The organism is Glutamicibacter sp. NPDC087673, assembly GCF_044743255.1.
GTDB lineage: Bacteria > Actinomycetota > Actinomycetes > Actinomycetales > Micrococcaceae > Glutamicibacter.
The window spans coordinates 77,930-101,890 of sequence record NZ_JBIUWB010000001.1 but is presented as its reverse complement, the minus strand read 5'-3'; the positions used below and the strand labels follow the sequence as shown (position 1 = coordinate 101,890).

Sequence of the window (23,961 nt, the reverse complement as noted above, 5' to 3'; positions counted from 1 at the left end):
GAAGCCTTGGAAACCAGAAGGTCTCCAAGGCTTCAGCTGATGATCGGGGACTAGAGAATCTGTTCAAAACTGTCGTTGAGGCGGTGCAGGAGATCTCCAAAATTCTTCAGTTCGGAGGCTTCCCATTCCTTGAGCTGGCGGCGCAGTTCCTCACGCAGCGTGTTACCGCTGGAGCGCCATTTTTCCTTGGCGTTTTCTGTTGCCGAGACCAGCTGGGCCCGGCCATCGGAAGGATCCTGGGTGCGGGTGACAAGTTCCAGAGACTCGAGGTGCTGCACGAGGCGGGAAATAGTCGCCTTGTCCAGACGCAGTTTTTCTGCGAGTGCTCCCTGTTGCTGGGCTTCATCGCGGATGACCACTGCAAGCAAGCGGTACCCCGGATCCTGCAGGTCCGGGTGGATGATCTTGGCGCGACGGATCAGCATCTGGCGGGCGCGCAATAAGATGGCGGTGAATTCTTCTTCGACCGTCTGCATCAGTTCTTCTTCTTGCATACAAACCATTCTAAAGATTAATGGTCGATAAGTCTGATATTGGAGACCGCAGCCGTTCGAAGCCGAAGTGTTGAACGTACTGCGAATCCCCAGCTGAGCGTAATTAATGGCTTGGAAAAGACTGGCCAGGCAACGCCTGATGCCTGCAAAGCCGTACAGTTCCACTTCTCCGGCGCAGCTTAGGAACGACTTGCCGATTGCATTCGTGATTAGAGAAGCAATAGATTTCCGCCGCCGCTCAGAAGCAGAGCAAGAAAGCCATGGCCTCCGTTGCCTCTGGCGTTGGACCCAACGTGGTGCGGCGAAGCTGTCCGCACTGTCCACGGGCCTCTTGGAGAGCATTTGGAGTTGGATATCGGGATTCATGAAAATAAAACTTGACGCTTCAACTAATGCTTGGTAGGTTTTAATCATGAATCAGCTATCCGATACCCCTCCCGTCTTGTTCCTTAGCCATGGCGCACCGCCACTGGCCGACGACCAGCGCTGGACCCAGGAGCTGGCTAGCTGGTCCGGCACTTTCGAGAAGCCGAAAGATATTCTGATGATCTCCGCGCACTGGGAAAATGCGCCGGTGACGCTGAGTGCTACCCAGCAGAAGAACGAATTGGTCTACGACTTCTGGGGCTTCGACCAGAAGTACTACGACGTTCGCTACGACGCGCCAATGGCGCCCGAGCTGGCCAATGAAGTCGAACGGCTGACCTCGGCCTATGGCCATCACGTGGAGCGCGACGAGACGCGTGGACTGGACCATGGCGCCTACGTGCCGCTGAAGGAAATGTTTCCGGATGCGGATGTACCGGTGGTGCAGATGTCCATGCCAACACTGGATCCTGCAGGACTCTTTGATCTGGGCAAGAGCTTGGCGCCCTTGCGCGAGCGGGGAACCTTGATCGTTGGCTCCGGATTCACCACCCACAACTTGCGCTGGTTCAACCCAGCCGGCGGGCCGGATTCGGCGCCGCCATCGGCCTCCAGCGAGTTCGACCATTGGGCCGAGGAGGCAATGGCCCGCGGGGATGTGGACTCCATCCTCGACTTCCTGCACAAGGCCCCGGCGGCCCGCGAAGCGCACCCGCGCTCGGAGCATTGGGCTCCGCTGTACGTTGCGCTGGGTGCGGCATACGCCTCGGGTGGAATTGATGCCAAGACGGCAATTGACGGTTTCTGGTACGGCCTGTCCAAGCGCTCCTGGACCTTGAGCTAGGCGATATCCCTATCTTTCCCGCAGCAAGCGCGGCACCGATTGGTGCCGCGCTTGCGCAGGTAATAGTGGACTTTTCTGGTCGATCCTCTAGCTGGCGGCTACCGATGCATCATCAATGCGGAACAAGGTAGCCTGCGAGCTGTCTTCCACGCCCTTGAAACGCAAAGTAACGGTCTTACCGCGGAAGTTGTTCAGGTCAACGGCCTGCAGTTCGTAGGACGAGCCGGCATCCAAGTTCGACCAGGTGCCCACGTTGTAGGTTCCGTAGCCGTCCAGAACCTGTACGGTCAGCTTGTCGTACTGGCTATAGGCAGTAGTTTCATTGGTCAGCACATGCAGGTAGAACTCCAGCTGCGCATTGGTGGCATCTGCCGGGATGGCGACCTTCTGGTCCAGGGTGTAGGTGTTGGAGTTGCCCCAACCGTTCAGCCCAGCTAGTCCGCTGCCGGAGCGGGCTGCCGAGCCGGACTCGAAGATGTCGGCGCGGTTGGCGGTCCAGTAATCCGCCCCGTTCTCGAAGCCAGCATTCTTCAGCAGGTTGCCGCTTGGCTCCGGATCCGGAGTTGGCTCCGGGGTTGGTGTTGGGTTGCTGCCGTCCAGGGCATTCATGATCTTGGCGGCATCCACCAGTCCGGCGCCGCAACCGATGCTGCAACCGCCTGGCATCGCGCGGGTGCCCTGCTTCAACGCAGTTTCCACGGAGGCGGGGGACATCCCAGGGTCTGCCGACTTCATCAGTGCGACCATGCCCGCTACGTGCGGGGTGGCCATGGAAGTGCCCTGGTAGAAGGCATAGCCCTGGCTGGATGGAGTAGTGGTGCCGGTATTGATGGTGGACAGCACGCCTTGGCCGACGTAGCGGGTGTCGCCACCAGGTGCGGTGACGTCAACGGCCGAGCCGTAGTTCGTGTAGTACGACGGAGCGCCCGAAGGGTTGCTTGCCGCTACGGTAATGACGTTTTCGCAGTTGGCCGGGCGGGAATTCGAAGCGTTCTGGCTTTCGTTGCCGGCGGCAACTACCACCGAGGTGCCGCGCGAAACCGCGGCGTTGATGGCCGCCTGGTAGGTAGTTCCGCAAGCGCCGCCACCGCCCAGGGACATGTTGATGGTGTCTGCCGGGGTTGGGTTATTGGCAATTCCCGGGACCGCACCGCCCGAGGCCCAAATGATGGCATCGGCGATGTCGGACAGGCTGCCGCCGCACTTGGCCAGGACGCGGACTGGCTGGATCTTGGCATCCGGGGCAACTCCGGCCACGCCGCTGGAGTTGTTGGTGACTGCGGCTACGGTGCCGGCCACGTGGGTGCCGTGCCAGGAGGAATTGCCCGAGTAGCTGCCGCCGCATTCACCGGCGGCGTACCAGTCGCCCTCGTCCTGGGGGTTCGCGTCGCGGCCGTTGCCGTCGCGGGCCGAGGCAGAGCTGGAGACGAAGTCGTAGCCGGAAACGATGTTGGCGTTCAGGTCCGAGTGCGAGGTGATGCCGGTATCCAGGACTGCGACGATGCTGCCCTCGCCGGTGGCGATGTCCCAGGCCGAAGGCAAGCGCATCCCGTTGGTGCCGCTGTAGTGCCACTGCTCGCCGTACCGGGTGTCGTTAGGCGTCATGGAAATCTTCATGATGGCATCGGGTTCCACCGATTCCACGAGACCAGACTGCGCAATATCGGCCATGAACTCCTTGGCGCCGTTGCCCTTGAGTTTCTTGTCGGCCTTCACCACGAAGCTGCCGGTGGCCATGGCTCGCATTTCCTTGACGGTAACGCCTGCTGCCTTGGCTGCTTTGCCCCAGGCCTTGGCGCGGGAGGACTTGCCCGTCTGCGTGGCTGAAGCCTTGTAGGTGACGATGAATTGGTCGTAGGCCTCGCCTGATTGAACCGAACCGATCTTGACCTTGTCTTCGCCATTTGCCTTGGGGAGGGACTTTTCAGCGGGAGCCGATACGGGGGAGGCGGTAGCTGGCAAGGCGCCAGCGCCGAAGCCGCTCATGCCGATCACTACGGCCGCGGAGACGGCCAGGGTTCTCCGAAGAGGGGTAGAAAAACGTGCCATTGATGTTCTCCTTGTAGGGTTTTTGGGCGCACAAAGGTCGGTGATCAATCGATGTGGTGTGTGCCGGTAGGAGCGTAACTGCTCGGCAACTCCTAAAGGAAGTACTTCTCAAATAAATCTTTTATATTCGCTCATGTACTAAAAAGGTGTTTCACATATTTCTGTGGAACTATCCCGTCGGACTCGCAGATTCGAAAAATGAATGATGGTTATCTGCATGTTTGCGGAGTTCGAAATTTTCAGATCCGCACTGACCATGGAAAACACATAATTATTTGCATAGCGAACGCTATCTTTCCAAAGGTGTTTCACGCTAGGAGTACATTCCGGGATCCAGCTCTCCTAGCGTCGAAGCCGTGGTCCAAGCGTGCTAGGTATCTTGGCTAATTCATTGAATAAATGGCGTCCCTCCGGATTCGGCACCGTGCGATGGCCGATAGCGCCTTGGTGCCAGCTCATCGGCTGGAGGCTTCGCCAACTAATCAGTTCCGCCGAGTTACCCTTCGGGAGACAGCTGGCAACGGCTTGCTTCGGCAAGCTCAAGATGCCCACCGGAGCGAATACCGGTGCTGCACGTATCTAGCCCAGCAAGAAGGCAATGACCAGCACACTGGGAAAGGTCAGCAGGGTGCTTGCCAGCACCACTTCGCGCGGCACGGCGACGGGCAGCTTGAATTGCTGGGCAAACAGCAAGACGTTTTGCGCGGTTGGAAGCGCCGCCATGATCACCACTCCGAGAAGTTCGATTCCTGATAGGCCGAAAACGAAGCGGGCAACGAGCCAGGCGAGCAAAGGCATGAAGAACACCTTGAACGCGGTCGCCAGATAGATTTCGCCGCGCAGGTTCTTATCTGACAATGGACGCTGGCCGTATAGCGCCATTCCAAAGGACATCAGCAACAGGGGGATGGATGCGTCGCCAATCATTTGCACTGGCGCATGAATGACTTCGGGCAGTGCCAGGCCAAAGAAGGAGAACACCGCACCGAGGAAGGTCGCAATAGTGACAGGGTTGGCGATGGACTTGAGGATCATTTTCGCACCGGGCAGGCCATCCGCGCCACCGGACTTGGCGCGGGAGAGCACCGCGAACATGCACAGGTAGACGGGAGCGATGATCAGCAACTGCGCGATGAGCACCGACACTACGGGACTGGTGCTGCCCACCGCATAAAGGGCCAGCGGCACACCGATATTTCCAGCATTCACATAACTCGTGGACATGGCCGCAACGGGCAGCCGATGAGCTGGAGTCTTGAAGGCCAGCCGCGCGACCAATGCATAAGCGGAGCCGGTCAGCACCGCAACCATCAAGGCTGTCGGGGTGAATACACCAACCACCGCATGCAGATCGGTACTGGCAAGCAGGGTGAACATCAGGGCGGGGTTGGTGATGTAGAAGATGAGCGGGGTGAGCCCCTGGGCAATGGCCGCGCGTTGTCGCGGCAGTGCGACCGACATCAGCAGGCCGATGCCGATGAGGATCAAGACAACGGAGAATCCCTGTAGAACTCCTTGCATATTGCCTTTCCCGCCCGGTACTGGTGTTCCCAGCTCCGGGGCTTCTCGAAGCCGTGGACGGCGAGGGTGCGAAAGCTCCCTCTACCGTCCACGGTGCATTATTCAGATTCCCTGGCAGCCCATCAGCGAACCAGCGCGGGACTCTTCGAATCGAAGGTCCAGCCGGGAATCAGGTATTGCATGGACACCGAGTCGTCACGCGAGCCCAACCCATGTTCCAGGTACAGTTCGTGGGCTTGGGCGACCCGATCCATGTCCAGGCTGACACCCAAGCCGGACCGCTGCGGAACCTTGATCTCTCCGTCCCGAATCACCAATGGTTCCTCGGTCAGGCCCTGTCCATCCTGCCAGATCCAGTGGGTATCGAGTGCCGTGATCTCGCCCGGAGCAGCGGCGCCGACCTGGGTGAACATCGCCAGCGAGATGTCGAAGTGGTTGTTCGAGTGCGACCCCCAAGTCAGTCCGAACTCGTTGCACAGCTGGGCAACGCGCACTGAACCGGACATGGTCCAGAAATGCGGATCTGCCAGGGGGATGTCTACCGCATTGGTGCGCACCGCGTGCGCCATTTCGCGCCAGTCAGTCGCAATCATGTTCGTGGCGGTCTGCAGACCGGTCGCCCGGCGGAATTCGCTCATGACCTCGCGGCCCGAGAAGCGGCCTTCAGGGCCGCACGGATCTTCGGCGTAGGCCACCACTCCGCGCATGCGCTTGCCAAGCCGGATAGCATCTTCGAGTAGCCAGCCGCCATTGGGGTCAAGCGTGATCCGGGCCTCGGGGAAGCGTTCTTTCAAAGCGATGACAGCATCGACCTCGGAGTCCCCGTCCTGGACGCCGCCCTTCAGCTTGAAATCCTTGAACCCGTAACGGGCCTGAGCCGCCTCGGCCAGGCGCACCACGGCTTCTGGCGTCATGGCTTCCTCGCGGCGCAAGCGCTCCCAGTCGTCCCTGCCTTGCGGTTCGCGCAGATACGGCAGATCCGTCGTATCCGGGTTGCCCACGTAGAACAGGTAGCCGAGCATCGGTACAGCGTCGCGCTGCTGCCCGTCGCCGAGCAGTTCGGCCGCCGGCACTCCGAGGAACTGGCCGTGCAAATCCAGCAGTGCAGATTCAAGTGCGGTGACTGCGTGAACGGTGGTGCGCAAATCGAAGGTCTGTGCACCGCGTCCGCCGGAATCGAGGTCTGCGAAGCGGGCTGCCACCTGGCGCAGCAGCGAACGGTAAGTCGCCACAGGGGCGCCGGTAATCAGCGTGCCGGCCTCCTCTATGGTCGAACGGATCGCTTCGCCGCCGGGCACCTCGCCGAGGCCCGTGCGGCCCTCGGAGTCAGTGAGGATGGCGATATTGCGGGTGAAGAACGGCCCGTGCGCCCCGGAGAGGTTCAGCAGCATGGAGTCATGCCCGGCGACCGGGATGACCTTCACCGAGGCAATGGTGGGCTGGGAAGTCATGGATTATTCGCCTTTCGCCTGCAGGACGCCGTCGATCCGACGGGTCAGATTCCACGGATTGTCTTCCGCGATGGGCTTGGGCAAGAGCGCTTCCGGGAAGTTCTGGTAGGCGACCGGGCGCAGGAAGCGCTCGATGGCCAGGGTGCCCACCGAGGTGGTCCGCGGGTCGGACGTCGCCGGGAACGGACCTCCGTGCACCATCGCGTGGCCCACTTCCACACCGGTTGGCCATCCGTTGACCAGGATGCGCCCGACCTTGGTTTCCAGCGTCCCGATGATCTGCCCTGCGGCTTCGTGATCCGAATCGTTCAGCTGCAAGGTGGCGGTGAGCTGGCCTTCCAGCCGGCCCAGCGCGGTTTGCAGCTGTGCGGCATCGGCGTAGCGAATCACCAGCGAGGCGGCTCCGAAGATTTCGTCTTGCAGCACGGGGTTGGCCAGCAGCTGCTCCACTCCAGCGGTGTAGATGGCCGGTGCCGGAGCGTTCTCGGTTGCCCCTTCGGTGCCGCGGCCCAGCAGTTCGACACCGTCCTGGCTGCCGAGCGCTTGGACACCAGCGGTCCAGGAATTGTAGATTCCCTCGGTGAGCATCGTCTGCCCGGAAGTTTCCGGTGCCTGGCCGCTGACAGCGCGGGCGAATGCGTCGCCGGCAGCTCCGGCGGGAACAAAGACGAGTCCCGGTGCGGTGCACAGCTGGCCGGAAGAACCGACAACAGAAGCCAAGTAGGCCTTGGCCTGCGCAACGGGATCCTGAGCCAATGCTCCCTCGAAGAAAATCACCGGGTTGATGGAGCTCATCTCGGCATACACCGGGATGGGTTCCGGTCGCGCGGCCGCGGCGGCCATCAGGGCGGTGCCGCCGGCCCGCGAACCGGTGAAGCCCACGGCCTTGATGGCCGGATCCTTCACCAGGGCTTGGCCGATCGACGCGCCGGGGCCATAAACCAGGGAGAAGACCCCCGGGTGCAGCCCGAAGTCGGCGACGGCCTTGCTGATGGCATGGCCAACAATCTCGCTGGTTCCGGGGTGCGCATTGTGGGCCTTGAAGACCACCGGGCAACCAGCGGCCAGCGCGCTGGCGGTGTCGCCGCCGGCGGTGGAGAACGCCAGCGGGAAGTTCGACGCGCCGAACACCGCGACCGGGCCCACCGGGATCTTGCGCTGCCGGATGTCCACGCGCGGGGCCGGGGTGCGCTCGGGCAGAGCCGGGTCCACGCGCACGCCGTGCTGGTCGCCCTGACGCACCACCTGCGCGAACAGCCGCAGCTGACCGGTGGTGCGTCCGCGCTCGCCGGTCAGGCGCGCCTCGGGCAAGCCGGTTTCGGCCATGGCGCGAGCGACCAGTTCGGCGCCCACTGCCTCGATGTTCTCCGCGATGGCTTCCAGGAACTCTGCGTGCTTCGACGGTTCCAAGGACCGGAAGGACTCGAAGGCCTCGGCCGCCGCAGCGGTGGCCAGCTTCAGCTGCTGCTCATCGATGAGGCTGTAGGCAGGTTCCAGGCGCTCGTTGGTCGCCGGATTATAGCCGTTGACCTTGCGCCCGTTGCCTTCGGTGCTGGCGCCGGCGAGGATGGACTGGCCGGTGAGGTTCTGCGTGGTTGTGCTCATGAATTGCTCCTGAGTCGACTGATTGGTGTGTCGTAAAGTGCCAGTGCTGGTCAGAGGCTCGCGCCGGCGGGAACGATGCCTGCCTGCTGGATCAGCGCGGACAGGTCCGCCAGGTCCTGCTCGGTCAGATCCTGCAGCGGCGGGCGCACCGAGCCGGAGTCGCGGCCGATGGCCTTCAGCCCGCCCTTGACGATGGATACGCCGTAACCCTTGACGCGGTCGCGGATTTCCAGGTACGGCAGCACGAAGCGGTTCAGCTTCTCGTTGACCGCGGTCAGGTCCTGGGCGCGCACATCCTTGTAGAAGTCCAGCGCGAATTCCGGGACGAAGTTGTACATGGCCGAGGAGTAGGTGCTCATGCCCAGCTGCAGCAGCGGCAGCGCGAAGGTCTCCGCGGTAGGCAGCCCGCCCAGGTAGAACAGGCGGTCGCCGTTCTTGGCGTACACCTTGGTCAGGTGCTCGATGTCGCCCAGCGCGTCCTTGAAGCCGATGAAGTTCTCGTGGTTATCGGCTAGCCGGGCCACGGTGTCCGCCGAATAGATCGCGTTGGCGCGGTTGTAGACGATCACGCCGGTCGTCGTCGATGCGCAGATGGCCGACGCGTGCTGGTAGAGCCCTTCCTGGTCGCATTCAGTCAGGTACGGCGGCAGCAGCAGCAGGCCCTCGGCCCCTGCAGCCTCGGCGTCTTGCGCGTTCTGGATGGCCTGCTTGGTCGAACCGCCGGCCGAGGCCAGCACCGGAACCTTGGAGCCGGCTTCTTCCACTGCCATGCGGACCACACGCGAGGCCTCTGCCGGGGTCAGCGTGAAGCCTTCGCCGGTGCCTCCGGCGGCGAACAGTCCCGCGACGTCGAAGCTGGACTGCCAGGCCAGGTGGTTGCGGTACGCGGCCTCGTCGATTTCCAGGTTCGCGTCGAATGCGGTGACCGGGAAGGAGAGCAACCCGTCCTTGAGCTTGGAGGCAAGTTCGGCGGGGGTGTACTGGGCCATGGTTTGTTCCTTTGACTGGTTCCCGCATCAGGCGAGGCGGGAAAGCTGGGGGTGGTGCATTGGTATTACCCTCAGCCTAGGAACCCTCTATGATGCCTGTCCAAGGCCATATTTGTATTGTTTGATACCCAGTGTGCATCATTCAGCGTGCAGCGCGTGGCGCACGATCGAGACCACCCGTTCCAGCGCCGGATTGCGCGAGGACTTGCTCCAGATGGCGTGCAGCTGCACCGGATCGTCGGTAACCTCGCCCAGCCGCAGGTAGCTGACCCCGCCCACGCCCAGCAGCTTGGCACTCTCCGGGACGAAAGCAATACCGCGCCCGGCGGAGACCAGCGCGAGCATGGTCAGCACCTGGCTGACGGTATGGCGCACGTTCTTGTGCTCGATGTCGACGCGGCGAACCACCAGGTCGTAGAAGTAGCGGGCCTTGGTGGGGGAGTGCATGATCAGCGGTTCGTTGCGCAGGTCATCGAACAGTACTTCCCGCTGCAGCCGGGCCAGCCGGTGGCCGGAGGGCACCGCCACGTAGAGTCCCTCGGTTAACAGCAGCGCGGACTCGAAGAGCTTCTCGTCGAAGGGCGGGCGGGCCAAGCCCAGGTCGATGTCGCCGTCCAGCAGGGCGTCCACCTGCTCGCCGGTCACCATTTCCGACAGCTCCAGGTGCACCTGCGGCATCTGCGCCGAGATTTCTCCCAGCAGCGGGCCGAGCAGGCTGAAGCCCGAGGCTGCGGTGAAGCCGATGCGCAGCTCGCCCAGCTGGCCGGCGGCGATGCGGCGGGCATTGTCCGGGGCACGCTCGGCGGCCACGACCAGCCGGCGGGCATCCTGGAGGAAAGCATGGCCCGCCGCGGTGAGGGCCACGCGGCGGTTGTCGCGCTCGAGCAGTTCCACGCCGACCGTGCGCTCGAGTTTCTGGATCTGCCGGCTCAGCGGCGGCTGGGTCATGTTCAGCCGCTCGGCGGCACGGCCGAAGTGCAATTCTTCGGCAACGGCAACGAAACTTCGTGCTTGGTCCAGAGTAAACATTTGATACCTTTCTGGAATCATTCTATGCACATTCAACCTTGGACATGCATCACTTCAAGTTTCTACGCTTGACTCCAAGACCAGCAAGGTGAGCTGTCTCACTCGAGGCCTCGGCCGGGGTCCCGCACTCGACACCACAGGAGAACTTCCCATGAAAAACCGCTTGACTCGCCGTTCGCTGCTCGCCCTCTCAGCCACTGGCGCGGTACTAGCGCTTTCCGCCTGCGGCGGCAACGTCGGCGGGGGCTCGGCCTCCGCCGAATTCCCCAGCGGCCCCATCACCCTGACCGTCGGCCAGGCGCCTGGCGGCTCCACCGACCTGATCGCGCGCGCCGCGGCGGACGGCATGGCGGATTCCCTGGGCGTGGCCCTGCCCGTGGTGAACAAGCCGGGCGCCAACGGCGCGCTGGCCACCGAAGAAGTGGCGGCCATGGCCCCGGACGGGCAGAACCTCGTGCTGCTCAACGCCTCGTTGATCACCATTACCCCGCTGGCGGTATCCGCGGACGAGGCGGTTTCGCTCGATGACCTCGATGTCCTCATGGGACTGAGCCAGGATGACTACGTCATGGTAGCCAGCACCAAGTCGGGGATGGAGAACTTCGATGACATCAAGAACAGCGGCAAGAAGCTGTCCTTCGGCACTACCGGCGTGGGCACCGGCTCGCAGCTGGCCCAGGAACTGATCCTGGCCCAGGCGGGCATCGAAGGCACCACAGTACCATTCGACTCGGGCTCCCCGGCACTGACCGCCGTCATGGGCGACCAGGTGCAAGTCTCCACGGTGCAGCTGGGCGAAGCCAAGCCGCAAATCGACGCCGGCACCGTCACCCCGATCGTGGTCTTCTCCTCCGAGCGCAATGAGTTCCTTCCCGATGTGCCCACCGCCATCGAGGCAGGCTATGAAGTCCCGGTCTCCCAGTACCGCGCCATCGCAGCCCCGAAGGGCCTGAGCGATGACGCCAAGCAGAAGCTGGTGGCCTCCATCAAGGACGCGGTAGCCACGGACACCTACACCTCGTTCAACGAGAAGAACATGCTGACTCCGAACGAGATTTCCGGCGAGGAAGTCACCGCCGAATGGAATGAGCTGGCCGCGAAGTACAAGGAACTGACCGATGAGTACGACATCTCGCTGGCCGGCAAGTAGCCTCCCGGCAGCCAGCTGATCCGGAACACTTCAAGCACAGGAGGACATCATGCAAGCCAAACACGTTGAACGCCCGCCGGTGTCCGCCGCGCCCCGCGCGGAATCCGGCCCGGTGCAGCCCGAGGACGATTCGTCGCCCGAGGCGCTGACCCCGGAGGAACTCGCCGCCCAGTGGGAAGCCGAGGCCCCGGAACCGGCCGGGCCGGTGGCGAACCTTGCCTCCAGTCTGGTGGTTCTCGGGCTGGGCTGCGCCGGCATGGCGCTGTCCGTTGGCCTGGGACTGGGCACTCCCGCGGCGCCCAGCGCCGGGATGTGGCCCTTCATCGTCACGCTGATTGCCTCGGTCATGGCCGTGGTGCAGCTCATCGTGGGCAGGCGCGGCGGGAAGGACGGGGAGAAGTTCAGTGCCATGAGCTGGTACACCGTCATTGGTTTCGCCACCCTGATCCTGATGGTGGTGCTCATGCCGCTGATCGGCTTCGAGATTCCCGCGCTGCTGCTGTGCTTCGTGTGGATGCGCTGGCTGGGCGGTGAGCGCTGGCGCTCTGCCGCCTTGTATTCGGTGCTGGTGGTCGTGGCCTTCTACGCCATCTTCATTGCCGCGCTCGGCACCACGATTCCCCGACTGTTCTAAGTCGCAATTAAAGGTTGACTCCCATGGACTTCTTCGGACCAGTCCTGGACGGCTTCGGCACCGTCCTGGACCCCACAAACCTCTTGTATTCCCTGCTCGGCGTTGTCATTGGCATGCTGATCGGCGTGCTGCCGGGCCTGGGCCCGGCGGCCACGATCGCGATCCTGCTGCCGTTGACCTACGGTGTCGAGCCGGTGACCGCCATCATCATGCTGGCCGGCATCTTCTACGGTGCCCAGTACGGCGGCACGATCACCTCGGTGCTGCTGCGCCTTCCCGGCGAGGCCAGCTCGGTGGTGACGGTCTTCGACGGCTATGTCATGGCCAAGCAGGGCCGGGCCGGCACCGCACTGGGCATTGCCGCCATCGGCTCGTTTATTGGCGGCACGATCGCCATTGTGGGCCTGACCTTCCTGGCTCCGCTGGTGGCCAGTTTCGCGCTGGACTTCGGCCCGCCGGAGTACACAGCACTGGCGCTGCTGGGCATCTTGCTGGTGGCCACCATCTCCGGAGGCTCCAAGATCAAGGCGATCATCGCCGCGGCGTTGGGCCTGTTCCTGGCCACGGTGGGTCGCGACGGCTTCACCGGGGCCGAGCGCTTCACCTTCGGCAACCTGTCGCTGGCCGACGGGATCGACTTCGTGCCGATCGCCATGGGCCTGTTCGGCGTGGGCGAGATCCTCTACAACCTGGAGGAGCGGCACCGGGCCGTGTCCGCCCCGCTGAAGGTGGCCAACGTGTGGCCGCGGCGCCAGGACCTGAAGCAGGCCTCCGGGGCGATCGGCCGCGGGTCGGTGCTCGGCTTCTTCCTGGGCATCTTGCCTGGCGGCGGCGCGACGATCTCCTCGCTGGCCTCCTACGCGCTGGAGAAGAAGACCGCCAAGGACCCTACGCGCTTCGGCAAGGGGGCGATCGAGGGTGTCGCCGGACCGGAAACCGCGAACAATGCGGCGGCGACCAGCTCGTTCATCCCATTGCTGACTCTGGGCATTCCTGCGAATGCGACAATGGCGATCATCTTCGGGGCGCTGCTGATCCAGGGGGTCACCCCCGGCCCGCAGCTGATCTCCAATGACCCGGAATTGTTCTGGGGCGTGGTGAACTCGATGTATATCGGCAACATCCTGCTGCTGATCATGTCGATCCCGCTGATCGGCGTGTTTGTGCGGATCCTGCGCATCCGCGCCGCGATCCTGGCGCCGATCACGGCGTTGATCACCCTGCTGGGCGCGTACACCATCCGCAACTCCATGTTCGACGTGATGCTGGTGGTCATGTTCGGCGCCGTGGGCTACCTGATGAAGAAATTCGGTTTCGAGCCCGGCCCGCTGGTGCTGGCGTTCGTGCTGGGCAGCTTGCTGGAATCCAACCTGCGCCGATCCCTGCTGGTGCTGGAAGGCGACCCCTCGGGCTTCCTGTCCCGACCCATCTCCGCAACGCTGCTGGTGGTGTTCGTGTTCGTGGCCGTGTGGCCGATGATCAAGTCCGCCATCGATCAGCGCAAGAACCGCTTGGTGGCCGTGCAGGCCGTAAAGGAAAAGGAAAACGCATGAGCATCATCGTGGGATACGTCCCCACCCCAGTAGGGCAGGCCGCCGTCGACGCGGCCATCATCGAGGCGAAGCTGCGCGCCGAACCGTTGCTGATCGTGAACTCCTCGCGCGAGGGGTCGCTGGTGGACAAGCACACCGCTTCGCCCGAGGACCTGGAACGCGTGCTGCTAGCTGCCGCCGCGGCGGGAGTCGAGGCTCGCATCGTGGAGTCCAGCTACCGTGATGACCTGACCGAGGAGTTCCTGGGGCTGGCCGAGAAGCACGAGGTGTCCTTGATCGTCATCGGGCTGCGCCAGCGCAGCCAGGTGGGCAAGTTCATCATGGGCTCGCACGCCCAGCGAATCCTGCTGCAGGCGCAGCATCCGGTGCTGGCCGTCAAGGCCGGCTGACCCGCCACCGCACCGCTGCCAAAGGCCGCGGACGGCTTCAATGGAAGCCTTCCGCGGCCTTTGCGCGTCCACGGTCCGGTGGCTCCTCAATGGTTGCAGCGCTTCAACTATTGTGAGGCTCGTCACTCAATGAACGGTTCCCGGGGAGCGCCGAAACGCCGAGCCGAATGCGCTACCGGGCGCGGAGTGCCGGAATGTCGCGGGATCGCGGGGATGGCCGACACCCGGGCACGCAACGCGATGCCGGCTGGGTATCAAAACATGCGGATCGAGTCTTGGACGGGAGCGATCCCGGCTTACTAACGTGACTACAGGCACATGGCGATATGCGGCAGCTCACGTAAACCCAAGCCCTCGCCGCCACCCGCGATGCCGAGATTCCACCCTTTTCCAAAGTATTCCCCAGATCGGAGCCCCTTTATGCCCCTGCTTGTCGTAGCGCTGGCGGTAGTCGTGCTGCTGATCCTCATGATGAGGTTCAAGCTCAACGGATTCATCGCCCTGATCCTCGTCGCCACCCTCGTGGCCTTCTGGGCCGTCGCCACCGGATCGCTGAGCGTGGACGGCGAGCCCGCGGGCGTCGCTGACATCCCGGAGATCATCACCGAGGGCCTGGGCGGGCAGCTGGGAAGCACCGCCGTCGTCATCGGCCTAGGCGCCATGATTGGCCGCGTCATGGGCGACGCCGGGGCGGCGCAGCGCATTGCCCGCAAGATCCTCTCGGTCTTCGGCGAGCGTGGCGTGCAGTGGGCCATGATCATTTCCGCGATGCTGATCGGCGTGACCATGTTCTACGAGGTCGCGTTCGTGATCCTGGTGCCGGTCGCCTTCACCCTGGTGCGCGCCACCAAGGTCAACCTGCTGTGGGTGGGCCTGCCCATGTCCATCTCGCTGTCCACCATGCATTCCTTCTTGCCCCCGCACCCGGGTCCGACCGCAGTGGCCGGGCTGTACAACGCATCGGTCGGATTGACGCTGGCCTACGGCCTGCTCATCGCCATTCCGGCCGGTGTGGCCATTGCGATGGCCTGGCCGCGGCTGTCCTTCGTGCGGCAGATGAACCCGCAGATGCCCTCGGGGCTGCTCGCGGAAAAGGACTTCGCCGACGACGAGCTGCCCTCGGGCGCCTTGTCCTTCCTGGTGGCGCTGCTGCCCATCGTGCTGATTGCCGGTTCGGAAATCCTGCGCATGACCGTGACGCTGAGCGAGGAGGCCGACGATGTGCTCGCGCTGCTGGGCTCGGCGGAAATTGCGTTGCTGATCGCCCTGCTGGTGGCGATTGCCGCCTTCGGCCCGCTGAACAACCGTTCCATGGCGCAGGTCGCCAAGTCGATGAGCGAGGCCGCGCGGGCCATGGCCATGATCCTGCTGGTCATCGGCGCCGGCGGCGCCTTCAAGCAGGTGCTGGTTTCCGCCGGCATTGCCGACTACATTGCGGACACCACTGCGGGGTGGAATCTCAGCCCGCTGTTCCTGGCCTGGATCATTGCGGTGATCCTGCGCATCGCGCTGGGATCAGCTACGGTGGCGGTATCGACCGCCGCCGGCGTCGCCGCACCGCTGGTCGCGGCCACCGGAGCGTCGCCTGAGCTGATGGTGCTGGCCACCGCCTGCGGCTCGATCGCCTTCAGCCACGTGAACGACCCGGGCTTCTGGATGTTCAAGGAGTATTTCAACCTCAATGTCGGGCAGGCGCTCGCGGTGCGCACCACCTACACCACGACGTTGGCGGTACTCGGGTTGCTCGGGGTCTTCGCACTGGACCTGGTGATCACCTAGGCCCGGTACGGAACTTTGAAGGAAAGACCTCTCGGCGACATGGAGCTGATGGCAGCTGCCACGGCCAGCCGGAGGTCTTTTCCGCGTCCCGGCCCTAAAGCGCGGGGCCGAGCCCCGCTTCGGATTGCAGCCGCAGCATGGAGTTGCCCAGATGCATGCGCATGGCCGCGGCCGCCATGTGCGGGTCGCCGGAGGCAATGGCATCACGCACGGCGCGGTGCTCTGCGGCCACCGAACCCAGCCGGTCGGCGGTGATCGTGTCGGCCGAATCCAGCCGGCCGCGCGGCATCGCGATCATGGAGGGACCGAAATTCTCCACAGCCTGGCCGAAGTAGGGATTGCCGGTAGCCCTGGCCACGGCCAGGTGGAACTCGAAATCGCAGCTCATGCTCACCGCCGCATTGCCCGCTGCAGCCTCGAAGCCCCGCAGGGCCTGGTCCATTGCGGACAAATCCTGCGCGGTGCGGGAGCGGGCCGCGACGGCGGCGGCCTCGGTCTCGAAACCCACCCGGTACTCGATCAACTGGCGGCGTTCCTCGACGGTACGCGGAACCAGTGCTTGAGCGGCAGGCTCGGCGGGCGGTGGAGGAGTCAAAGCGAAGCTGCCCGCGCCGCGCCGCGTGTAGACCAGCCCTTCGGCCTGCAGTCGGGTAATGGCCTCGCGGACCACGGTGCGCGATACCCCGTGCTCGGCGATCAGCTCGTTCTCGCTGGGCAGCTTCTGTCCCGGAGGAATGGCCCCGCCGCTGATCTGCGCGCGCAGGTGCCCGACCAAGGCCGATGCCAGATTGGGTTTGGCGTTGTGCATGCTTAAAGGATAAGCGCCGGAACCGCCTGGCAGGCGGTTCCGGCGCGAAGGTCCAGTCATGGGGACTCAGGCGGTGCCGAATTGCGCGGTTTCGGTGGTCCACGCGCGGGCCTGGTCGCTCAGGGTGAAGCCGAGCCCTGGCCTGTTCGGAACGATCATCCGGCCGTCCTTGGTTTCCAAGTGCTCATTGAACAGCGGGTCGAGCCAGTCGAAGTGCTCCACCCAAGGCTCGCGCGGGTACGCTGCTGCCAGATGCAAGTGGATTTCCATTGCGAAGTGCGGTGCCAGATCCAGCCCAGCCTGGTCAGCGAAAGTTGCCAGTCTCTGGAACTGGGTGATGCCACCAACCCGGGGAGCGTCAGGCTGGATGATGTCGCAGGCGCGTGCGGCAATCAAGCGTTCGTGCTCGGATACCGAAGCAAGCATCTCTCCTGTGGCTATTGGCGTATCCAGGGCAGCGGTCAGGGCCGCATGGCCTTCAGCATCGTAGGCATCCAGCGGTTCTTCGATCCAGACGAGGTTGAACTCCTCGAGCCTGCGCCCCATGCGCAATGCGGTAGCGCGGTCCCATTGCTGGTTGGCGTCGACCATGAGCGGGAAATCCGGGCCAATATGCTCGCGCACTGCGGCAACGCGGCGCAGGTCTTCGGCGCTGTCCGGCAGGCCGACCTTGATCTTGATGCCGCCGATCCCTTCCTCGATGGACTGGGTAGCCCGATCCTTGACCTCCTCGATGCTGGCGTTCAAGAAGCCGCCGGAAGTATTGTAGGTGCGCACCGAATCGCGGTGGGAGCCGAGGAACTTGGCTAGCGGAAGCCCCGCGCGCTTGGCTTTCATGTCGTAGAGCGCGATATCAAGTGCGGCCAACGCCTGGGTCGCCACACCAGAGCGGCCCACCGAAGCGCCGGCCCAGAGGAGCTTGGTGTACAACTTGGCGATGTCACTTGGATCTTCGCCAATCATCGCTTGTGCGACTTCCTTGGCATGGGCGTACTGTGCAGGACCGCCAGCCCGCTTGGAGTAGGAGAACCCGAAACCCTCATGGCCCTGTTCCGTGGTGATCTCCGCGAAGAGGAAGACCACCTCGGTCATTGGCTTCTGGCGACCGGTGAAAACTTTCGCATCGGAGATCGGTGTGGCCAGCGGCAACCGGGCCGTTGAAAGCTTGACGTGGCGGATGGCGTCGGGGGTATAGGTCATGGCGGGAATCTCCTGTTGGGATCACTGTGGGGGTAAGCTCATTTAATTACTTATCCTATAAGTAAGAAACTTATTACACAAGTGATTTTTCGAGTGTTTTCTTCGGTGGCCTGCTGCCCCTTTCTTCTCTGTGGTCGAATGCGCCCGGAGCTGCCGCTCGGATGCTTGGAGCCGCGGAAGGTTCCCGTCTGGACGGCGGGGCTCCAGGCAATCGCGGGCTGTCCGCAATGCCTGAAGCGGCTATTGCCTTGCCGGATCATTTATCCTTCGCAAGGCGCAGTGGTCAAGACCAGATGCTTGAGGGCATGGTTTTCAAGAACGACTGGATCCGGAGTGAAACCGAGCCCGGCTTCCGTTGGCAGGCGGATCGTACCCTCGTTGGTGAGTTTCCCCTGATGCGGCGCATGCCAAGGGTGGAGCTGGGTTTCCCAACCGAGGAAGGGGATTTCCAATTCCGGACGGAGCGACCCGTTGGCAAGCTGGACTTCTTGGTCTGCGGCGATCAGCTGCGCGGTGGCCAGGAGGGCCGGACCGTAGTAGAAGCAGTGCGGCACCACATGGACATTAAGCCGTTGACCCGCCTCGCGAATTTTGAGCATGGCGCTGAGTCCGCCAATCTTTCCGACGCTCGGCTGGGCAAACTGCAGGGCGCCGAGTTCCATATCCGAGGTCAGCCCCTGGACCCCTGAATGGTTTTCTCCACCGGAGACGTTGCCGAAACGAGCATTGAGGGCGGCTAGTGATTGCGAATCATCTGGCGGGAAGATCGGTTCTTCGATCCACAGCAGCTCCAGGTCCGCCATGGCAGCAATCGACGACCCTGCTTCGGCTGGATGATGCCACTTGCAATTGACATCGACCATCAGCGGGTGGGAGCCCACGGCCTGCCGTGCGGCCTTGATGGCTGGAATCGAGGACTCATGGATTTTGAACGCCTTGAATCCGTGTTCCAAAGCCCTGGAAAGATGAAAAGCAACCTCCTGCGGATCCTCGGCATAGTGGACCAAAGACGCATAGGCATTGATTTCATGGCGGGAATCGATATTGATGAATTCCCGCAGCGTCTGTCCTGCGCGACGTGCCGCTATATCCCAAAGAGCGATGTCCACTGCGGATAGTGCAAAGTGAATGGGGCCGGTGCGTCCGAAGGCGTGGAATGCATATTCGGCCGAGGCAATGCTCCCGTCGAGGGCCGATGAACGCCCCAAGAAAAAGGGGGCCACGATCTGTTCAAGGGCAGCCCATGTCGCGGGATTGGATTTGTGGCCGAAGGCTTCGCCCCAGCCGGTGAACCCATCCGCGGTGTGCACCTTCACCATTAATGATTCCATCTGGGTCAACGTGCGTGATGATGCATTGAAAGCATCGATTGATTCCGCATTGGAATCTTCCTGGCTTCGCCGCGCGGCATCAAAAGGCAGTGATATCCAATAGAGCTCTATTGACACGATAGTGTCACTTAAACCGTCTTTGGCCTGCGACATTTTACTGATCTCCTATTTTCATATGGACGCATCCAGCGACTGTTCGCACCGTGTGATGGCGTCCAGCGGTGGCTCCGAGGCGATTCCTCAAACCGATCTCGCCAGTGTGGTTGACCTCACGTTGGTGTTTAGTTTAGCGTTGAGGAATAGAGATTGGAAAGCGCATTCCTGAAGTCGATTTCGAATCATCTTCACCAAGCGCTTCTAGCAAGGAGTCACTCATGTCGGTCCCGATTCGTAAGGGCTGCCTTCGCGTTTCGTCGAAAGGAGGTAGTGGTCAATGAGCGCCATTGCCGAACTGCAGAACCTCAGCAAGAACAATGGCCGCAAAGTCCCTCCCAAGGACAACAAGGCAGCGCATATCTTCCTCATTCCGTGGACGATCGGGTTATTCCTTATCACCCTGGGGCCCATGGCCATGTCGCTGTATCTTGCGTTTACGGACTACAACCTTTTGCAGGCTCCGTCCTTTTCAGGGTTTGAGAACATTGAACGGATGCTCGACGACCAGCGGCTGCATAATTCATTGCGGGTCACGTTCACCTACGTTTTGATCGGTGTTCCGTTGCAGCTGGCAGTGGCCCTCGCCGTAGCAATCTTGCTTGACCGGGGAATGCGCGGGCTCTCTTTTTACCGCTCAATTTTCTACCTGCCTTCCATGCTGGGTTCCTCAGTTGCAATCGCAGTGCTGTGGAAGCAGATTTTCGGTACCACCGGCCTGGTGAATCAGCTCTTGGAATTGGTCGGTATCCAAGGCATTGGATGGATCTCCGATCCAAACACGTCACTTGGAAGCCTGATCTTGCTCAACGTGTGGACCTTCGGCTCACCGATGGTGATCTTCCTTGCGGGTCTGCGTCAAGTTCCCATGATGTATTACGAAGCAGCCTCCATTGATGGGGCGAGCAAATGGCGGCAGTTCCTGAGTATCACGTTGCCGATGATTAGCCCCATTATTTTCTTCAACCTGGTCCTGCAGATCATTGGGGCCTTCCAGAACTTCACTCAAGCTTTCATCGTGTCCAATGGATCGGGCGGTCCTGCCGATTCCACCATGTTCTTCACGCTCTACCTGTACCAGCAAGGATTCAAACAGTTCGATATGGGTTATGCCTCAGCCATGGCATGGCTCCTGGTGCTCATAGTTGGTGCATTTACCGCTGTGAACTTCTTCGTTTCTAAGTATTGGGTGTTTTACGATGACTAATCAAACTTCACTTCCAGATTCGCAAGTACGCGGTGGGTCACCGCAAGAACTCGTGCTTGATGAGGAAGAACTTCTCGGAAAAAAGCCGCCGGTTGGCGGTACTGATGAACGAGGCAAGACCGTAAAGGGTAAGAGCCCGAAGTTCAAGGTTTCAATGCGCTCATTGCTAAAGCATGCGCTGCTGATCCTGGGTGCCGGAGTCATGATCTATCCATTGCTGTGGATGGTAGCTAGCTCCTTCCGCCCGAACGACCTGATCTTCCGCGAGGCCGGTTTGGTTATTTCCCAGGTGGACTGGAATAACTACCCCAGCGGTTGGAACGCGCTGTCTGAACCTTTCAGCAAGTACTTGATGAACTCTGCGATTTTGGTTTTGGGATGCATCCTTGGCAACTTGGTGTCCTGCTCCATGGCGGCATACGCATTTGCCAGGCTTGACTTCAAGTTCAAGAAGATTATGTTCGCGCTGATGCTGATGACCATTATGCTGCCGATCCACGTGATTATCGTTCCGCAGTACATCATGTTTTCTCAGATCGGCTGGGTCAATACCTTCTGGCCAATCATCGTTCCGAAACTGCTTGCCACGGACGGGTTCTTCATCTTCCTGATGATCCAATTCATCCGAGGAATCCCTAAGGATATGGATGAAGCAGCCCGAATCGATGGCGCCGGCCATCCACGGATCTTCCTGCAGATCATCCTGCCGCTTATGGTTCCAGCCTTGGCAACTACGGCAATCTTCACGTTCATCTGGACCTGGAGCGACTTCTTTACCTCACTGATCTACCTCACCAACCCGAGTAATTACACCGTGCAAGTTGCGCTCAACGCATTCATAGACTCCACCGGAGAATCCAACTGGGGCGCACTGTTCGCAATGTCGATCGTCACGTTGGTCCCTGTATTCCTTGCCTTCCTCTTCGGGCAGAAATACCTGGTCAAGGGCATCGCAACTACTGGTATCAAATAGCAGGAATATGCCACTGGCCTAGGACAACAGCGCTAGGCCAGTGGCCTCGACCGATACCAGACACAAGCGCCAGAAACTTATCGTAGGAGAAACCGCATGGGAAGCTCATCACGCACCAGCTACGTACTGATCGGCACAGGGAACCGATGCGAAATGTACCTGACTGCTATCTTCGGTGAACATAGCGACGTCGCTGAACTTGTCGCATTGGCAGATACCAACCAGGGGCGAATCGAGTACTACCAAGACGTAGTTGAACAGACCTTCGGCGAGAAGGTTGGGTCCTTTGACCCGCAAGACTTGGCCAAAGTCATTCGAGAACGCCACATTGACCGGGTAATCATCACGAGCCCGGACTACACGCATGCTGAGCTGATCTGCACCGCTCTGTATGCCGGCGCCGATGTGATAGTTGAGAAACCACTAACAATTGATGCGCCGAGCACCGCTCGTATAGCTCGGGCGGTGGAAGAAAGCGGCCATGAAATCGTGGTCACGTTTAACTACCGTTATTCTCCTCGGAATACAGCCCTGAAGAAGGCCATCGACGATGGGAAAATCGGCCAAGTCACATCCGTGGACTTCAACTGGATGCTGGATACCGTTCACGGAGCAGACTACTTTCGCCGATGGCATCGACTCAAGGAAAACTCTGGCGGCTTGCTAATCCATAAGTCCAGCCATCATTTCGATCTGGTCAATTGGTGGCTCGACGATTCACCGCAGAAGGTCTTTGCAACAGGAGGGCTGAAGTTCTACGGGCCCGACAACGCAGAGTTCAGGGGCCGCCAAGCCAACGAACGCGGTACCCACGGGCTAAGCGATAAGGATCCGTTTGATTTGGATCTTCGCAGCGATGAGCGGTTGGAAAAGCTCTATCTAGAGAACGAACACTTTGATGGGTACCGCCGAGACCAGGGAGTCTTCAATGGCGAGATCACCATCGAAGACAATTTGAGCCTGACTGCTGAGTATCAAAACGGACCGGTGCTTTCATATTCCCTGAACGCGCACAGCCCATGGGAAGGATACCGGGTTGCGGTGAACGGGACGGAAGGACGCCTGGAACTGGACGTTGTCGAACGGGCAGCAGTACTGCCCGCGGCCGGCGGGCATCCGGTGGATCCTTCATATAGCAATGATGGCCAGAGCGGCAATGCCAGGTCGAAAGGCGAGAGATTGCTTTTGCAGCGGCATTGGGAAGAAGCAGTGGAGATTCAGATCGAAAACTCGAATGGATCGCATGGTGGCGGCGACAAGCTCCTGCTCGAAGAGCTCTTCCGCGGAGCCAACGAGGATGGATATGCGCGGCAAGCCGGATTCATCGACGGTGTGCGCGCCATTGCTGTCGGGATTTGCGGAAATCAATCGCTGGAAACCAGGCAGCTCGTGGACGTCGGGAGTGCTGGCCTGGGCGTGGACATTTCGTTTCAACCGAAGGCCAAGGTGTAAACGGAGCCATGGGTGAAAAAGTCGTCATCACCGGGGGAGCAGGGCGTTTAGGCCGTGCCGTGCTCGCGGGGTTTTCTCACGCAGGGCATGAAGTGATCTCTCTTGACAGGCAGATTCCGGAAGAACCTCTCGATGGCGTGGAGTATCACTGCATCGATCTGATAGATGCGAAGGCTACGCATGCGCTATTCGAGCAGCTTGCTCCGCAAGCGGTGGTGTCCCTCGCGGCAATGGCTGTTCCTTTCATGGCCCCGGAAGAGGTGCTTCTGCACACGAACGCGACCATTGCCCATAACGTCACCTCGGCGGCAGTGGAGGCCGGTGCTACCAGGGTCGTGCTGGCCTCCAGCCCATCAATAATGGGCTATGGTTCTCCGGGCGGATGGGTGCCGGAGAAGCTGCCTCTTGATGAAAACGAAGTTCCCAAGCCATGGCATGCTTATGGGCTTTCCAAATTCGTAGCCGAGCAGATTGCCGCCATGTTCGCAGCGAAAATGGGACCGGCAAGTTCGGTGAAGTTCGCTTCCTTCAGGCCCTGCTATGTGATCGCAGAGGAAGAGTGGGCCGGCGCTCCAACGCAGCAGGGACACACTGTTGCTGAGCGCCTACAAGATCCTCGCTTGTCAGCGCCTGCGCTATTCAATTACGTTGATGCGCGGGACGTGGCAGATTTCCTGCTGGTACTGCTTGAACGGTTTGACCGCGTAGAGAATGGCTCGGTGTTCTTCGTTGGTGCAAAGGATGCCATGGCAACGCGTCCGCTCGCAGAGCTGATCCCAGAGATTTATCCGGAGCTCGAGGACGTCGCAGCGGGACTCACCACGGATAGCCCTGCCTTCAGTATCCAGAAAGCGCGAGATGTCCTTGGCTGGGAACCGAAACGCAGCTGGCGCTCGGAATTGAAGGCCACCGTATAAAAGGCATCGGTACATAAAATTATTGGCTGGGAAACCTCAAAAGGATTTCCCAGCCAATAATTGTTTA

General features: G+C 61.3%; 20 protein-coding genes. 10 read left to right on the top strand and 10 right to left on the bottom strand.

Annotated features, from left to right (window positions below):
• Positions 1-50 precede the first annotated feature (50 nt).
• The gene (locus tag ACIOTL_RS00500) at positions 51-908 is read right to left on the bottom strand and encodes a MarR family winged helix-turn-helix transcriptional regulator (RefSeq protein WP_388023207.1); all 858 of its coding nucleotides are present in this window, start codon (positions 906-908) and stop codon (positions 51-53) included.
• On the opposite strand from ACIOTL_RS00500, the gene ACIOTL_RS00495 reads away from it, so the two are divergent.
• Positions 907-1,704: a dioxygenase gene (locus tag ACIOTL_RS00495; protein ID WP_105656276.1), complete on the top strand. Its 798-nt coding sequence runs from the start codon at positions 907-909 to the stop codon at positions 1,702-1,704. The two genes, ACIOTL_RS00500 and ACIOTL_RS00495, sit on opposite strands and share 2 nt — an antisense overlap.
• Positions 1,705-1,791: 87 nt before the next feature.
• On the opposite strand, the gene ACIOTL_RS00490 is transcribed toward ACIOTL_RS00495, so the two are convergent.
• The 6 genes from ACIOTL_RS00490 to ACIOTL_RS00465 form a co-directional block, all read right to left on the bottom strand.
• The gene (locus tag ACIOTL_RS00490) at positions 1,792-3,753 is read right to left on the bottom strand and encodes a S8 family peptidase (protein WP_400341249.1); all 1,962 of its coding nucleotides are present in this window, start codon (positions 3,751-3,753) and stop codon (positions 1,792-1,794) included.
• 579 nt (positions 3,754-4,332) lie between these two features.
• Positions 4,333-5,274, bottom strand: a complete 942-nt coding sequence (locus ACIOTL_RS00485; protein WP_400341247.1) for an AEC family transporter — start codon at positions 5,272-5,274, stop codon at positions 4,333-4,335.
• 122 nt (positions 5,275-5,396) lie between these two features.
• Positions 5,397-6,725 (bottom strand): enolase C-terminal domain-like protein, encoded by a 1,329-nt coding sequence (locus tag ACIOTL_RS00480; protein WP_400341245.1) that lies wholly within the window; start codon positions 6,723-6,725, stop codon positions 5,397-5,399.
• Between the two features lie 3 nt (positions 6,726-6,728).
• Positions 6,729-8,330 carry an aldehyde dehydrogenase (NADP(+)) gene (locus ACIOTL_RS00475; protein ID WP_400341244.1) on the bottom strand — a complete coding sequence of 534 codons (1,602 nt, stop codon included), beginning with the start codon at positions 8,328-8,330 and terminating at the stop codon, positions 6,729-6,731.
• Between the two features lie 50 nt (positions 8,331-8,380).
• A complete protein-coding gene (gene kdgD / locus ACIOTL_RS00470; protein WP_400341242.1) occupies positions 8,381-9,319 on the bottom strand; it encodes a 5-dehydro-4-deoxyglucarate dehydratase in 939 nt (312 codons plus the stop codon).
• 138 nt (positions 9,320-9,457) lie between these two features.
• A complete protein-coding gene (locus tag ACIOTL_RS00465) occupies positions 9,458-10,348 on the bottom strand; it encodes a LysR family transcriptional regulator (RefSeq protein WP_105656282.1) in 891 nt (296 codons plus the stop codon).
• A 151-nt stretch (positions 10,349-10,499) separates the two neighbouring features.
• Between ACIOTL_RS00465 and ACIOTL_RS00460 the strand changes: the two genes are divergently transcribed.
• The 5 genes from ACIOTL_RS00460 to ACIOTL_RS00440 all read left to right on the top strand — a co-directional run bounded on the left by ACIOTL_RS00460 (position 10,500) and on the right by ACIOTL_RS00440 (position 15,853).
• On the top strand, positions 10,500-11,498 hold the full coding sequence (locus ACIOTL_RS00460) for a tripartite tricarboxylate transporter substrate binding protein (RefSeq protein ID WP_105661987.1): 999 nt from the start codon (positions 10,500-10,502) through the stop codon (positions 11,496-11,498).
• A 49-nt stretch (positions 11,499-11,547) separates the two neighbouring features.
• Positions 11,548-12,132: a tripartite tricarboxylate transporter TctB family protein gene (locus ACIOTL_RS00455; RefSeq protein WP_400341240.1), complete on the top strand. Its 585-nt coding sequence runs from the start codon at positions 11,548-11,550 to the stop codon at positions 12,130-12,132.
• A 23-nt stretch (positions 12,133-12,155) separates the two neighbouring features.
• Positions 12,156-13,685 (top strand): tripartite tricarboxylate transporter permease, encoded by a 1,530-nt coding sequence (locus tag ACIOTL_RS00450; protein ID WP_400341238.1) that lies wholly within the window; start codon positions 12,156-12,158, stop codon positions 13,683-13,685.
• Complete coding sequence (locus ACIOTL_RS00445; protein WP_105656286.1) at positions 13,682-14,074, top strand: universal stress protein; 393 nt, start codon at positions 13,682-13,684, stop codon at positions 14,072-14,074. Before ACIOTL_RS00450 ends, ACIOTL_RS00445 begins: the two co-directional genes overlap by 4 nt.
• A gap of 420 nt (positions 14,075-14,494) precedes the next feature.
• Positions 14,495-15,853, top strand: coding sequence for a gluconate:H+ symporter (locus tag ACIOTL_RS00440; protein WP_400341237.1), 1,359 nt, complete (start codon positions 14,495-14,497; stop codon positions 15,851-15,853).
• A 94-nt stretch (positions 15,854-15,947) separates the two neighbouring features.
• Here ACIOTL_RS00440 and ACIOTL_RS00435 read toward each other — a convergent pair whose 3' ends face one another.
• The 3 genes from ACIOTL_RS00435 to ACIOTL_RS00425 form a co-directional block, all read right to left on the bottom strand.
• Positions 15,948-16,661, bottom strand: coding sequence for a FadR/GntR family transcriptional regulator (locus ACIOTL_RS00435; protein ID WP_105656288.1), 714 nt, complete (start codon positions 16,659-16,661; stop codon positions 15,948-15,950).
• 66 nt (positions 16,662-16,727) lie between these two features.
• Complete coding sequence (locus tag ACIOTL_RS00430; protein ID WP_105656289.1) at positions 16,728-17,861, bottom strand: mandelate racemase/muconate lactonizing enzyme family protein; 1,134 nt, start codon at positions 17,859-17,861, stop codon at positions 16,728-16,730.
• A 260-nt stretch (positions 17,862-18,121) separates the two neighbouring features.
• Positions 18,122-19,345, bottom strand: coding sequence for a mandelate racemase/muconate lactonizing enzyme family protein (locus ACIOTL_RS00425; RefSeq protein ID WP_400341235.1), 1,224 nt, complete (start codon positions 19,343-19,345; stop codon positions 18,122-18,124).
• A gap of 280 nt (positions 19,346-19,625) precedes the next feature.
• Here ACIOTL_RS00425 and ACIOTL_RS00420 point away from each other — a divergent pair, with 280 nt between their 5' ends.
• From ACIOTL_RS00420 to ACIOTL_RS00405, 4 genes are all read left to right on the top strand, one after another.
• On the top strand, positions 19,626-20,552 hold the full coding sequence (locus tag ACIOTL_RS00420) for a carbohydrate ABC transporter permease (protein ID WP_105656291.1): 927 nt from the start codon (positions 19,626-19,628) through the stop codon (positions 20,550-20,552).
• Entirely contained in the window at positions 20,545-21,525 is a 981-nt protein-coding gene (locus ACIOTL_RS00415) for a carbohydrate ABC transporter permease (protein WP_286134060.1), read from the top strand. Before ACIOTL_RS00420 ends, ACIOTL_RS00415 begins: the two co-directional genes overlap by 8 nt.
• 96 nt (positions 21,526-21,621) lie before the next feature.
• A complete protein-coding gene (locus tag ACIOTL_RS00410) occupies positions 21,622-22,977 on the top strand; it encodes a Gfo/Idh/MocA family protein (RefSeq protein WP_400341233.1) in 1,356 nt (451 codons plus the stop codon).
• An 8-nt stretch (positions 22,978-22,985) separates the two neighbouring features.
• Positions 22,986-23,894 (top strand): NAD-dependent epimerase/dehydratase family protein, encoded by a 909-nt coding sequence (locus tag ACIOTL_RS00405; protein ID WP_400341231.1) that lies wholly within the window; start codon positions 22,986-22,988, stop codon positions 23,892-23,894.
• The last annotated feature ends 67 nt before the right edge of the window (positions 23,895-23,961 follow it).